At 41.9% G+C, this 14,006-nt stretch carries 11 protein-coding genes; 6 read left to right on the top strand and 5 right to left on the bottom strand.

Going from position 1 to position 14,006, the window contains the following annotated elements:
* Nucleotides 1-10: 10 nt before the first annotated feature.
* Complete coding sequence (locus tag GNF10_RS04990) at nucleotides 11-2,296, bottom strand: PhoD-like phosphatase (protein WP_185586272.1); 2,286 nt, start codon at nucleotides 2,294-2,296, stop codon at nucleotides 11-13.
* 163 nt (nucleotides 2,297-2,459) lie between these two features.
* Here GNF10_RS04990 and GNF10_RS04985 point away from each other — a divergent pair, with 163 nt between their 5' ends.
* A complete protein-coding gene (locus GNF10_RS04985; RefSeq protein ID WP_185586271.1) occupies nucleotides 2,460-3,287 on the top strand; it encodes an Rpn family recombination-promoting nuclease/putative transposase in 828 nt (275 codons plus the stop codon).
* A gap of 108 nt (nucleotides 3,288-3,395) precedes the next feature.
* Here the strand turns inward: GNF10_RS04985 and GNF10_RS04980 are convergent, their stop codons facing one another.
* From GNF10_RS04980 to GNF10_RS04970, 3 genes are all read right to left on the bottom strand, one after another.
* On the bottom strand, nucleotides 3,396-4,787 hold the full coding sequence (locus GNF10_RS04980; protein ID WP_185586270.1) for a malic enzyme-like NAD(P)-binding protein: 1,392 nt from the start codon (nucleotides 4,785-4,787) through the stop codon (nucleotides 3,396-3,398).
* A gap of 289 nt (nucleotides 4,788-5,076) precedes the next feature.
* Nucleotides 5,077-5,253: a hypothetical protein gene (locus tag GNF10_RS38360; RefSeq protein WP_260446277.1), complete on the bottom strand. Its 177-nt coding sequence runs from the start codon at nucleotides 5,251-5,253 to the stop codon at nucleotides 5,077-5,079.
* Between the two features lie 109 nt (nucleotides 5,254-5,362).
* Nucleotides 5,363-5,542, bottom strand: a complete 180-nt coding sequence (locus GNF10_RS04970) for a hypothetical protein (RefSeq protein WP_260445969.1) — start codon at nucleotides 5,540-5,542, stop codon at nucleotides 5,363-5,365.
* 138 nt (nucleotides 5,543-5,680) lie between these two features.
* Here GNF10_RS04970 and GNF10_RS04965 point away from each other — a divergent pair, with 138 nt between their 5' ends.
* Both GNF10_RS04965 and GNF10_RS04960 read left to right on the top strand, forming a co-directional pair.
* Entirely contained in the window at nucleotides 5,681-7,378 is a 1,698-nt protein-coding gene (locus GNF10_RS04965) for an alpha/beta hydrolase (RefSeq protein WP_185581393.1), read from the top strand.
* Nucleotides 7,379-8,396: 1,018 nt separating this feature from the next.
* Nucleotides 8,397-9,269, top strand: coding sequence for an SDR family oxidoreductase (locus GNF10_RS04960; protein ID WP_185581049.1), 873 nt, complete (start codon nucleotides 8,397-8,399; stop codon nucleotides 9,267-9,269).
* A 60-nt stretch (nucleotides 9,270-9,329) separates the two neighbouring features.
* Here the strand turns inward: GNF10_RS04960 and GNF10_RS04955 are convergent, their stop codons facing one another.
* Nucleotides 9,330-9,908, bottom strand: coding sequence for a hypothetical protein (locus GNF10_RS04955; RefSeq protein ID WP_185581048.1), 579 nt, complete (start codon nucleotides 9,906-9,908; stop codon nucleotides 9,330-9,332).
* A 77-nt stretch (nucleotides 9,909-9,985) separates the two neighbouring features.
* On the opposite strand from GNF10_RS04955, the gene GNF10_RS04950 reads away from it, so the two are divergent.
* The 3 genes from GNF10_RS04950 to GNF10_RS04940 all read left to right on the top strand — a co-directional run bounded on the left by GNF10_RS04950 (nucleotide 9,986) and on the right by GNF10_RS04940 (nucleotide 13,967).
* On the top strand, nucleotides 9,986-11,482 hold the full coding sequence (locus GNF10_RS04950; protein ID WP_185581047.1) for a glycosyl hydrolase family 57: 1,497 nt from the start codon (nucleotides 9,986-9,988) through the stop codon (nucleotides 11,480-11,482).
* A gap of 252 nt (nucleotides 11,483-11,734) precedes the next feature.
* The gene (locus GNF10_RS04945; RefSeq protein WP_185581052.1) at nucleotides 11,735-12,892 is read left to right on the top strand and encodes an FIST N-terminal domain-containing protein; all 1,158 of its coding nucleotides are present in this window, start codon (nucleotides 11,735-11,737) and stop codon (nucleotides 12,890-12,892) included.
* A 7-nt stretch (nucleotides 12,893-12,899) separates the two neighbouring features.
* Complete coding sequence (locus GNF10_RS04940) at nucleotides 12,900-13,967, top strand: sensor histidine kinase (protein ID WP_185581046.1); 1,068 nt, start codon at nucleotides 12,900-12,902, stop codon at nucleotides 13,965-13,967.
* Nucleotides 13,968-14,006: the final 39 nt, after the last annotated feature.

The following is a 14,006-nucleotide window of genomic DNA, read 5'->3' as shown; positions in this document are numbered from 1 at the left end:
GCCCCTTTGGTTATCGTAACAATGACTGATTAGGCGTTAACTCGCTCTCAAAACGGCTGTAAACAACTTGGGTTGGATACCAAGAAGAAAACCAGTACAAATCTTGAATAACTTTGTCAGAATTGCTCGCGTCTGTGAACTCAAAGTGAACCAGCCCTAAATTATTCAATCCAACTACTTCTCGCCCTTCCTGAAACCAACGAAATTTCCAAAACATCAGAGGTTGTAACCATTTCCACTTAGCATTTTCTGCTCGTTTCCAGGGAGCTATCAAAGATAATATATCTGCTGTGCAGGTAGAAGTCTGAAAAGTGTTTCGAGGTATCCATTCCAGCACACAATGCCAGTCAGAGTTAGTTAACATCTGGCGATTATGGTGTAATTGTTTCGCAGAAACTTCTACCATATTGGGTGGGTTACTCCACCCAATCCAATGTCGCACCTTTTCGGGTAGTAGCCAATCTTTCAATCGTGTATGAATCAGCCGCGTCAAAATCTCTTCATTCTTCAATGCACTAGCGGTTAACTGCACCAATACAGATTGCAATTTGGAATGGGTGCGTGCATAAGACAAGTGAGCAACAGAACTGTAGTGGATATCTCCAGATAGAATAATGACTTGTTGACGTTCTTCAAACAAGGTAGTGAGGAATTTCGCCAGTGCTTCCACATTAATGTTCCAAGCATCTCCAACATCAGTTGAAAAAACTTTCTCGCGTTGTAAATGCCAATGATGAATCCAATCAATTACTTGTAGACCAAATACATTAGTGGGCGCAATCACAAATGTATTTTGAATCTGAGTTTGTTCCGCTACTTGTTGTAAAGGTAAAACTAATTGTTGCTCAAAGGCTTTTGGACACAATAGCATCGGTGGTGCAATTGGTTTTTGATCGGCTGGATAACCTCGCCAAGTGCGTGTATCCAGCACAATTACTTCATGGCAATCGCTTCTGACTATATAGTGCCAAGTGAGTGCTTCAGGATCGCGATCCAAAATAAATACCGAACCGTCTCGGACTAAAATTGGTAAACCTGTGGCAGGATCGTTGGCTGGCATACCGACATAACGAGCGATCACATCATCAGCCTTTGCATCCTTCCCTTGAGAAGCTGACCAAGCTTGTGCAGCCACCAACAGCTTTTCACCGGATTTACCTTCTGTAAATTGCCCTGGTGTATTGCCCCATCCTTGAAATACCGTGTAGGCTAACAAGGCATTTTGGACTATTCTTCGCCCCAAGGGACGACCCAGCACCCGCAAACACCAAGCTTGATTTAAGTTCCAGTCATCACTTACATCATGGTCATCAAAGATGGTGTAAGTGGGAATATTAGCAAGGGCGCGACGCACTTTCCAGAGGGTATAAATGAATTGGCGCAAATGCCAAACTGCTTGGTTCCAGTCTTTGATAGCATGGCGATCGCGCGTTACTTGGTGTCCTTGAGGAAATGCGGCTGGCCAGCACACTGGCGACCAAGCTAGTAAATAAGTAGCGTAATATTCACCTAGGCTGAAAAGATGACTGTTAACTTTCTCCGATTTATTATGTAATCCTGCGGTCAAACCAGCTTGATTTGTCGCAACATCAGCCCGCTCTCCAGGGGGTAGCTGCTGGGGAGTGCAATAAACTCCATTCATAGGAAGTTTTTCTTCCCAACCCAAAAGGGCATCACCAAGAGTAGTGGCAACCCACAACGACGGATCTGCTACATCATCTCCGTAAATCTGATCTCCGGTAAGGAATAGCTGGTGAGGGCGATGTTGGGGTTGATTCGCTGAAGCCTCAATCAAACTATCAAGAATCGGCAGTGCATCAAACCCATGACCATGAGGTTTACGGCAGGAAGCATGGGCAATTTGCAAATCTTGAAGACGGTTTGGCGGCAAAACAAAGGTCGGTTTTTGATGAGCGAAGTAGCTGATGCTGACTGTAGGAGAAGAGTTTGAACATAATGCTTGTTGCATTTGCCGAGTTTGGTCAGCAGCAGTAAGCTGGAGATCGTAAGCATAGAGGCGATCGCTAGTTAGGCGATATCCAACCGGGGATCGAGCCGTTATTGCAACTACATGAAGATACTTACCCAGAGCAAAGCTAGAGCGTTCTCCCTCTAATAAGCAATTTCCTAGCGTTTCACCATCATTTGTTGTTTCATAAACCTTAAGTTCTACCTTACAAGACTGTTTTAGAGCCACCCATACCGTTACTGACTCTGGTTCAGTATGTTTTAGGATTGGCCCCGCCAAAATTAGCGGCAGTTGTTGTAAAAACTCGTCCCCAGCTTGGTATTTCATTGCAAACAGTTGACAAATGGTGGTGTTTTAGATGATGTTGCTTTATTTATATAATCCAATCACCAAATGGGGACGAGTGTTTCGCCAGTCCTCAATCTGACATATCCATGATGAGCTATTGCTAAACTGTAAAATATGCTTATAAACTGCAAAACCATCTGCCTTGAAAACAGACAGTATATTTTATCGCATCTTTCAAAGCTTACCCAGCACCTTCTTTGAACTCATTAACCAACCCCCGTCACTAGCCAGTGCTTACCAATTTTCATCAGTTGAAGTCAAACAACTGGCATTTAGAATTGATGGCGTATTTTTACCTGATACTCCAGAGTTACCGATTTATTTTGCGGAGGTGCAATTTCAACTCGATAAAAAAATTTATTCCCGTTTATTCGCCGAAATCTTTAATTATCTCGACAAAACTGAATTAACTAACAACTGGCGGGGTGTCGTCATCTTCCCCAATCGCAGCGTTGATACTGGAGATACAGAGAGATATGCAGAATTACTGAACTCACAACGAGTTACTTGCGTTTACCTAAACGAGTTAAGCTCAATTCCCACATCATCAATCGGGATTGAGACAGTCAAACTAATCATCGAACCAGAATTAATTGCAACAACGAAAGCTATAGAGATTGTCAACAGCGCCCGAAAAGAAATTCTCAATACCGCCCAGCAGAGGGAAATTATACAATTAATAGAAACGATACTAATTTACAAATTGCCGCGCTTGAGCCGGGAGGAGATGGGAAAAATGTTTGGATTAAGTGAGTTAAAGCAAACTAAATTTTACCAAGAAGTTTTTGAAGAGGGTAAAGAAGAAGGTAAAGAAGAAGGCAAGTTAGAAGGAAAGCTAGAAGGGAAACTAGAAGGCAAGCTAGAAACAATACCTCAGCTATGGGCGTTAGGATTGAGTATTGAACAGATAGCCCAAGCGTTAGGTTTGGATGAAGAAGTTGTTAGGCAAGCTGTACAACCGAAATCATAAAATGATCTAGAGTACCCAAAATGGTTTGCTAGTTTTGGCAATTTTCTTATAGTCAGGATATTTTGGGGGACGGGCGAGACACCCATCCCATAAGAGTCATTAATTTAATTAATTCTGAGCGATACCTTCTTGACGCGCTGCTTGTTGCACAGCAGCAGCAACAGCATTGACGACTCGCTCATCAAAGACTGAAGGAATAATATGTTCCCGAGCCAAATCTGAAGGCTTGACTAAAGAAGCGATCGCACTTGCGGCTTCTAAATACATTGTGGTGGTAATTGTCTTTGCCCGACAATCTAAAGCACCACGGAATACCCCAGGAAAAGCTAGGACGTTATTGATTTGATTGGGGTAATCACTGCGACCGGTGGCGATAACAGCAACATCTTGACTAATTAATTCTGGCTGAATCTCTGGAATGGGATTTGCCATTGCAAACACAATTGGATCTTTCGCCATTGAATGCACCATCTCTGGTGTCAAAACTCCCGGTGCGCTGACACCAATAAATACATCTGCCCCTTGCATTGCACCCGCTAGTGTACCTTGAGCTTTCACGGCAAATTCGAGTTTTTCTTCTGTCAAATCGGCACGACTGGTAGAGATAATCCCCTTAGAATCGCACATCCAGATTTTTTCTGCCCCAGCTTTACGGAGTAACCGCGCGATCGCTACTCCCGCCGCCCCAGCACCGTTAATCACGATGCGGATTTCTGCCATTGCCTTATTTACGAGTTTTAGAGAGTTAAATAACGCTGCTAAGGTGACAATGGCCGTACCATGCTGATCGTCATGAAAAACGGGGATATCTAACTCATCGCGCAATCTCTTTTCAATTTCAAAGCAGCGAGGTGCAGCGATATCTTCTAAATTCACACCCCCAAAAACTGGCGCGATATTCTTCACTGTCTGGATAATCTCTTCTGTATCTTGGGTTGCCAGACAGATGGGAAAAGCATCTAGCCCCGCAAATTCCTTGAATAGCATTGCCTTGCCTTCCATGACTGGCAGAGCAGCAGCTGGGCCGAGATTCCCTAATCCCAAAACGGCACTACCATCGGTAACAATAGCAACAGTGTTTTGTTTGATGGTTAACTTGTAAACTTCCTCTGGATCTTGAGCGATCGCTGTACAAATTCGACCGACACCAGGCGTGTAAGCCATTGCCAAATCGGATACACTCTTCAAGGGAATTCTGCTAGTAATGCTGATTTTGCCACCGCGATGCAAATTAAAGGTGCGATCGTAGACACTGAGTAACTTGATATCTGGTAATGCTTTCACTGCTTGCACAATGGTTTCAGCATGTTCGGTACTAGCAGCATCAACGGTAATATCGCGGGTGGACTCTTTGCGGGTTTGCTCGATTAAATCAATTTGACCGAGATTACCGCCAGTGCTTGCGATCGCCTGGGTTACTGACGCTAACATCCCTACACGATTGGGAATCTGCAAGCGCAGTGTCAAACTAAAACTAGAATTAGGAGTTAGGTTTGCCATGTTGATTTTGGATTTTAAGTTTTAGATTTTATATTGAATTGAGACGAAAACTAAAATTTGAGATTTGTAGTCAGTACAAACATCATGAATGTAAACTCTTGGGATCAGCTTCAGTAGTTAGTTTCTTGACTGTTTACGATTTTGATAATTATTTTTATTGATACCAATGCATTTACTAATATGAATGAGTCACAATTTAGTAATTGTACCCAAATACACTAGATATTTTTTAATATTTTATCTTTATAAGTTTTTGTATCATTTAATACGTGTTTGTAGCGTTTCTAAGCTAAACACTCACAAACTTCGCGTGTTCTTGTGAATTTAACCCTTGTTTCAGCACTGCTAAAAATTTCGTCATATCCCCTGTAATTAAACCTCGTCTACCTTGAGAACCGTAGTTTTGTAGGTTGGGTGCAGCGTTAGCGTAACCCAACATAAATAAGGTAGTAATGTTGAGTTGCATTTCACTCCTCACCCAACCTACATCAATATATATATCTTTTAAAAAACTCTAGATTTCAACATAGATGAGGTTTAGTGAGTTAAGAGTTAACCACAAACCTGGAAATATCTTACTTTTTATTAGGCATTGCTGTATAATAACGCTCAAATTTGTGGCAGGTTAAGCGATCGCCACTTTCTAAGGGAGGGATGGAAGCGTTATTATTTAAGCCATGTTCTACAGAAGCCGCCATTACCTGATTCCTCATCCACAGGAGTTGTACCTTGAATTTAACATAGTGAAGCTTCATGTTTTCGAGAAGTCGGCAAGAGTACGTCTACGCAGGCAAGAAGTTTCTTAATGTAACTGTCTATACTAAAATTGGATAATTCTAGGGAATATATCCTGTCCAAACTTGTTTGGCAGGGTTAGACAGTGGGTTTTTCTAATGAAAAAATTTCTGAGATACCTGGGTTTAGGTTTGCTATCTACCTTTTTGACTTCTACTCCCGGATTGGCGGCTGAACGCATTAGCTTTTTTTATCCACCCTTCGGCGAATTCTCGTTGTCGGTGGACTCGCTAGAAACTTTTGCGAAAGTTGGGAAAATCGATAAAGATTTTTCATTTTATGCTAGCCGTGCTACTCCTCAACAACTCGCTCAACTGCGGGATCTGCTCCAGCAAAGGTTCAATATCACTCCTACTTTAGTATCTCAAGTCACTTACTCACCCATCGGCGAGGAAGTAGTGCAACAACTAGGAAAATTACTCCTCACTGAGTCTCGACAGAATGGCTTCTATGCCATACGTGCTTCTTTGATTTTGGCTGCTGCCGATCACGAGGGTTTAACGGTGGTGAATTTGCTGCGGAAATTTCCTAGCAATACTATGCGGGTGAATTTCACAGAAGGGTTAAGGATAGTTGATGACTTGTCACAATTGCTCAAGAAAAAGGATGAAGTTGTAGCTTCTCTTCAAAAAGAAGCGATCGCTCAAGCAGCCAATTCAACTGTTGACTTCTCAAAACAACCAGATTTGCGATCGCCAGGAAAATTCCGTTGGCAGAAAAAAAGCCTGGAGTTAAATGACATTTCTCGCTCACGCCGTCTACCGGTAGATATCTATTTACCTACAACTCAAAACTCAGAACCCACAGATCAGAATTCTCCGTCTCCTCCCTTTCCCCTGATTGTCATTTCTCATGGTCTTGCTTCAGACCGCTCCACCTTTGTCTACCTGGCTGAACATCTAGCATCATACCGTTTTGCTGTTGCTGTACTAGAACACCCTGGTAGTAATGCCAAACGTTTTCAGCAATACTTTGCGGGTTTGGCAAGTCCACCAGAACCAGAGGAATTTATCAACCGATCTTTGGATATCAAGTATCTTCTCGATGAACTCCAGCGTCTAGAAAAATCTGATCCCACTCTCTACGGAAAACTCAATTTTCAGCAAGTTGGGGCGATTGGCCAGTCTTTTGGTGGTTATACCGTTTTGACTCTAGCAGGAGCAACGATTAACTTTGAGCAACTGCGCCAAGAATGTAATCCCAATTATTCATCCTTTAATTTGTCGCTGTTGTTGCAGTGTGAAGCAACTAAGTTACCCCAAAAAAATTATCAACTCAAAGACGATCGCATCAAGGCAATCATGGCGATTAATCCGATTGACAGCTTAGTTTTGGGTGAGAGCGGAATCAGTCAAATTAAAATGCCTGTAATGCTGGTAGCAGGTAGTCAAGATATTTTCGCCCCACCTGTATTTGAGCAAATTCGCCCCTTCACATGGCTTTCTGATCCCAATAAGTACCTGGTTTTGATTGAAAACGCCACCCACTTTTCAGCGATCGCAGAACCTACTCCTGAAAATGATATCTTACCTGTGCCACCTGCCTTACTGGGCCCCGATCGTGATGCTGTTTATTCCTATCTCAATGCCCTCAGCGTCGCTTTTATGGAAACCCATCTCCTCAACCGCCCTGAATACCGTTCATATTTGCAGCCATCTTATGCCACATTTATCAGTAAAGAGCCGCTTAATCTCAGTATTTTACAGTCGTTATCGATAGCTCAATTTAATCAAATCTGGAGTGCGTCAATTCCCCAGTCAGCCAAACTATCAAATCCTCAACCTACCCCGCGTTAGTTAAGCTGTTAAGTCTTTAATTTGCACATTGAGATCGCAGGGGGGCAGGGAGCAAGGGAGAGGGTTTACAGCTTGTAATACCATAAAAATGATGCAATTTAAATGACGATTAGCTTATGACTGGGAGCATCGTGAAAAGACGATTACGTAAATATACGTAGGTGAAGTGGAAGACAGAATATTAGAACTTACAGCAAGATCCCCACCTTATGCCAGAAGCCGGGGATCTTGTTATTCAGGAATGGTTTAAATTAACAACACTACAAGTCTCAAAGATTACTTTGATAAACTCAAAGCTAAACCCAAAGAAATTACTATTTACATTAAAGTTTCAGCAGATAAAACGCTGTTGTAATTTGCATTAAAAATGATGTATTAGCGCTCTTGTATTATTTAAATAAATACAACCTCAGAAGCCTTTATTTTCAATAAATCAGTAAATATGCTGATAGAAATCTGCGCGTTAATCAGTAACTCTAACTATTGCAAGCATAAACTCAAATTCTATATGTCTTTTTTGTTCCTAACAGATGAATTAGATATAACAATTGCCTAAAAAAAGCCTATTTGTCAGGAAAGTGAGATATTTCTACTGAGGGATTTATAAAAACTTATTTAATAAAATATTTTATATATATATGCTTGTCGTTAAGAAGAATTAAGAAATCCTTATTAAAGAATATTGCAATACCTTGATTTAATTGCTAACGTGTGTATGACAACGATGCTGATGAACGCTCTGATCTAGGAGAAATAAAATCTATGAGCTATAGCCATTCAGCCAAGTGTGTTAGGCTTTGACGGGTTAAAAACAAGAAATTTCTGCCTCGTATAGACAATTATGAGGGATTGCAGATTAACCAAGAAATATCTCGTTGCCAAAGGCTTAATTTCAGTTTGATTTCAATTGCAATAGATTATTTGTCTTACTTGATGCCGACAAGCAAGTAACTCTTGATTGTGTATATCGGCAATAACCAAGAGGTTGGTAAGACTTAGATTTTGGAGGATAAAACCAATGGAGATTCAAGGTAAAGTTGCTCTGATTACAGGGGCTTCGCGTGGGATTGGACGAGCGATCGCTCTTGAGCTAGCGCAAGTCGGCATTAAGCGACTGATATTAGTAGCACGCGATCGCCAAAAGTTAGTTGAGGTAGCTAACGAAATAGAGGCGATGGGAACACAAACTGCGATCGTGCCATTAGATTTGACGCAGACAATTGAAGTAAATATCGCTGTTGCCCAACTGTGGCGCAATTTCGGACAGATTCACCTGCTGGTTAATTGTGCGGGTGTCGCATACCAAAGCTCGTTTTTGCAATCTAAGATGCCTCAAGTTCAAGAAGAACTCTCTGTGAACTTGTTAGGGATGTACAACCTCACTAGTTTGATTGCCCGACGTATGGTCAGCCAAAGGCAAGGGACAATCGTTAATGTATCGAGTCTGATGGGGAAGGTGGCAGCACCAACAATGGCGACTTACTCAGCTACTAAGTTTGCCATCTTAGGATTTACCCAAGCTTTGCGCCAAGAACTAGCTGAACACAATATCCGAGTGATTGCATTACTGCCTACCCTGACAGACACAGACATGGTGCGCGACTTAAAATTATTTCGCTGGGTGATCCCCATGACTCCCCAGGAAGTGGCTAAAGCACTCGTCACCGGAATGCAAAATGATTCACCAGAAATTTTAGTCGGCTGGCAGAGTCATTTAGCCGTATTGTGTCAACGCCTTGCCCCTTGGTTATTAGAGCTAATTTTACGAATCGCAACTCCACCAGCGCCAAGAAAACAACAGCCTGCTGAAAGACTCAACAAGCTGATCCCGAAACTGAATTTTTTAACCAGAATCCATCGTTTCGGTGATTTGTTCTTGTCAAGAACATGATTTCTCGCGTGTCTGCACATAAATCCTAAATTTTTTAGTGCATCGCTTACCCTACTGGGGTCAATTGCCTTTAGCTAAAAGGTAAAAACGGAAATACCCGATCGTATAAAACAGATTGACTGCAATTAGCAGTCCTTTACCCCAGTAGGTTCGTGTGGAAGGAAATAGATAAATAGTTGCCCCTAGAACTAAGAGGGTTTCTAGCAAAGCTGCGATTGAGCCATAATGATTTGAGTCCCAATAAGAAACAGGGCTGATAAAACGGTAATTACTAAAGGGAAAAAAGTGTCGGTGAGCGTCGTTGTTATGGACTGGTAAATCTAAAAGAGAATGTAGCACCATACTGACGAAGCCAACTTTAATCAACTGCCAACTCCAGATATGGGCAATCAATATTCCCAGCAGCGCTAGTGGAATTGAATGAAACGTACTGACCATAGCTTGCCAAAAAGGTTGATAATAAACTTCTGACCAAATCTGGCGGGTCGGCAGATGGTAAACAAACTTCATTAAAAAGTAGAACACAAAGATGGGAATATCTGGTAAGACTGCGCCGATGATAATTGCCGGACTTGCCTGAGTTCGCAATTGTTGATTGAAAATCAGCAAGTTGAGAATAGCGTGACTTGGAGTATTCATTGTATATACGCTGAGTTAAGTATTATTAAATACAAACGCAAGTTTTCTAGATATAACTCATATTGGAGCAACCAGAAATGCTTTCCTTCCCTACTACTCTCAGCAGTTTGCCCGAAATCATTGATGGCTTGCCGAATATTTCTGGTTGGGAAACAGAGGTTCTCTCTGTAGTTAACCACGATCAGCCAGTATTTTTACCAACAACAAATATCTGCCTAGAAGACGTAAATGCTGTGTTTGCGATCGCCTTACACATGCACCAGCCAACTATACCTGCTGGAAATGGCGGTACACTGATCAGCAATCTGCAATATATGTTTGAACATCCCAACGAGGGGGATAACCACAATGCAGATCCTTTTGCATATTGTTACAGCCGCATGGGAGATTTGATCCCCGAACTTGTCAGTCAAGGTTGCAATCCCCGTGTGATGTTGGATTACTCAGGTAATCTTTTGTGGGGATTGCGGCAAATGGGACGCGGTGATGTTCTCGATAACCTCAAACGGATCACTTGCGATCGCACCTACCAACCTTATGTAGAATGGCTGGGTACAATGTGGGGTCATGCAGTTATTCCTTCCACACCCATAGCAGATATTAAATTGCATATCATTGCATGGCAACATCACTTTGCAGCAATTTTTGGCTGGGAAGCACTAGCGCGAGTCAAAGGATTTTCGCCCCCAGAAATGCACCTCCCAAATCACCCTGATGCTCTCTTTGAATTTGTGAAAGCGCTGAAAGAATGTGGATATCGCTGGCTACTCGTTCAAGAACATTCTGTAGAAACTCTTACTGGCCAATCTCTCACTTATAAACATTTACCACATCGTCTAATTGCCCGTAATTCTCAAGGCGAAACAATTAGCATCACAGCTTTAATTAAAACTCAAGGTTCGGATACTAAATTAGTTGCTCAGATGCAGCCTTATTATGAAGCGAAAACATTATCTAAACAACAAATTGGTAGTGTTTTTGTTCCACCAATAGTTAGCCAAATTGGAGATGGTGAAAATGGCGGTGTGATGATGAATGAATTTCCGAGCGCGTTTAAACAAGCTTGGCGGGATATGGTCAATAATGGCGGAGGAAAATCAGGTGTTGTTGGAATGTGTGGTACAGAATATTTAGAATTTATCGAAGCTGCTGGATGCAAACCTGAAGACTATCCAACTTGTCAGCCAGTGGGACAACATCAGATTTGGGAGAGAGTTTCACCAGATAATTGCCAACCCGAAGCTGTAGAAAATGCGATTCAAGGATTAAAGCAAATAAACTCTAATTTTCATCTAGATGGAGCCTCATGGACAAATCATATCAGTTGGGTCAAAGGATATGAAAATGTGTTGTCTCCTATGTATCAATTAAGTAGTTCATTCCATCAAAAATTTGATCAATTAGAGCAACTTAATTCAGCAGAACCTGTTACCAGACAATCTCACTATCGTAACGTTCTTCTACATAACCTGTTGCTGCAAACCAGTTGTTTTCGTTATTGGGGACAAGGTGCTTGGACTGATCACGCACGGGAAATTTACCAACGTGGCGAAAACTTATTGCAGATGAATTGAAGAAGAACTCAGGAGTCAGAATCAATACCTTTCTGCGAGACGTTACGTGTAGCGTCTCGTAGAGAAAGATGCCAAGAATTCGTCGAGTGTGTGTAAGTCTTACTAAATTCTGACTCCTGAATTCTGTTTCGATAAAAAATCAGGTGAATTGAGATTTAGTTCAAGTAAGTGGGAAATCTAAGTGTAGATTGCTGGGTGCTGAGATCCAAATTGGATCAGCTACCTGGGATTAAAACTTACAATGAGGTAGTTGTGTTTCGAGTTGTTGTTGGCCATAGCGACGATCCTGATTCTCAAAATGCGATCGCAGAAGTTCTTCAAGAATGTAGCCGTTCTCTTGCAGCCTGCCTTCCTCAAGCTGGAATTTTATTCACTGCTATAGATTTTGACCATGCGTTAATTTTGCAATGCATCCAGAATGCTTTTCCCGGAATTGAGTTGATTGGTGGAACGACAAATGGAGAAATCTCTTCAATTCTAGAGTTTCAACAAGATTCTCTGACCTTAATGCTGTTTGCTAGCGATGAAGTGGAAATTCACTCAGGTATTGGCCGAGGAGCATCCAAAAATCCAGCCCTTGCAGCCCAAGAAGCGATCGCCCAAGCTAAGGCAAAGAGTGCATCTGTACCACAATTGTGCCTTACTTTCCCAGATAGTCTAACCAGCAATGGGGTTTTAATTTTAGAAGCTTTAAAACAAAGCCTCGGAGAGCATATTCCCATCATTGGGGGAATGACTGCCGATGACTATACCTTTGACAAAACCTACCAATTCTTCCAAGGTGAGGTATTGAGTGATTCAATTCCAGTGCTGCTATTCTCTGGAAAACTACTATTTTCTCACGGAGTTGCCTGTGGTTGGACTCCCATTAGTCAACGTAGCCGTGTAACTAAAGTGGATGGAAACGTCGTCTATGAAATTGATGGACAGCGTGCCTTAGATTTCTATCAGCATTATCTCGGTGAAGAAAGATTTGCATCCAATTATGCAATCCATGCCCTGGCAGTTTTTGAGGATCAAAATCATTTCTATTTACGCGCACCCAATGGCTACGATCAACAGTCTGGTAGCGTGAAGTTTTTTTTAGATATTCCTGAACAGGCCGTTGTACAAATCACCGATGCAACTCGTGACAATATTTTGTTAGCCTCTGAGACATCTTTGAAAAATGCTCTTGCCGATTATCCTGGTGTTGAGCCAACAGCAGCGTTGCTGATTTCCTGTGCAGCCCGTCGGCGAATTCTGGGAACTCTGACTAGAGAAGAATATCAGCTTGTTAAAACTCATTTACCAAAGGCATTACCCTGTTGTGGTTTCTATGCTTATGGTGAAATTGCTCCTTTAGTGGGTGGAGGCCAAACCCAATTTCATAACAAAACCTTTGTCACACTGTTAATAGGAACAAAATGAGTTGTGTATGGATAACCAAGACAATTCCATACAGATGCAAGAGTTAGAAAAGACCAACCGGATCTTGCGGAAAAAGCTGGAACGCTGCGAATCTGAACGCCGCCAGCTAGAAACTGACATTTGCACAAAGGAATTTTTACTCAAGAAAGTCATTTGTGAGTTGGAAGATTCTCGCACAGATTTGCAGCACAGAGGCCAAGAGTTAGAAAATACGTTAGATAGTTTGCATCAAATGCAAGCTCAAATGATTCAAAGCGAAAAGATGTCTGCGCTGGGTCAAATGGTGGCAGGGATTGCTCATGAAATCAACAATCCCGTTAGCTTTATTTACGGAAATATCAGCTATATTAGCCAATATATTCATGACTTACTGCGACTTGTCCAGCTTTATCACCGTTACGTCCCCAACCCACCCCCTGAAATTCAAACCGAACGCAAAACCATCGATTTAGAGTTTCTAGAAAAAGACGCGATTATGGTATTGCATTCAATGAATATCGGGACGGAGCGGATTCGAGAGATTGTGCTGTCACTACGTAACTTCTCGCGCCTGGATGAAAGTGAGTTCAAAGCCGTAGATGTTCATGAAGGCATCGACAATACTTTGATGATTTTGCAACACCGCCTTAAAGCCACTGACAAAAGCCCAGTCATTCAGATCATCAAAGACTACGGTAATTTATCTCATGTAGAATGCTGCGCCGGACAGATCAACCAGGTGTTTATGAACATTCTAGTAAATGCGCTCGATGCTCTCGAAGAATTCAATGCTAAACGAACTTATCAAGAAATCCGCGATAATCCCAGTACCATCACGATTCGTACCTCTGTCGTTGATTCGCAATGGGTAAAAATTGCGATCGCTGACAATGGATCTGGGATTCCCGAATCAATTCAAAAAAAGATTTTCAACCCCTTCTTTACAACAAAACCTGTCGGTAAGGGCACAGGAATGGGAATGGCTATCAGCTATCAAATTATCACCGAAAAACATGGCGGCAAGTTAGAATTTTTTTCTACACTGGGAAAAGGAACGGAGTTTGTAGTTCAAATTCCTATCCAGCAACAAGTTTAGTCATTTGTCATTGGTCTTTGGTCTTTGGTCTTTGGTAAT

It is taken from the genome of Nostoc sp. UCD121 (assembly GCF_014222285.1).
Classification (GTDB): domain Bacteria; phylum Cyanobacteriota; class Cyanobacteriia; order Cyanobacteriales; family Nostocaceae; genus Nostoc.
The sequence above is the reverse complement of the archived record's forward strand: the minus strand, read 5'-3'. Positions and strand labels throughout refer to the sequence as shown.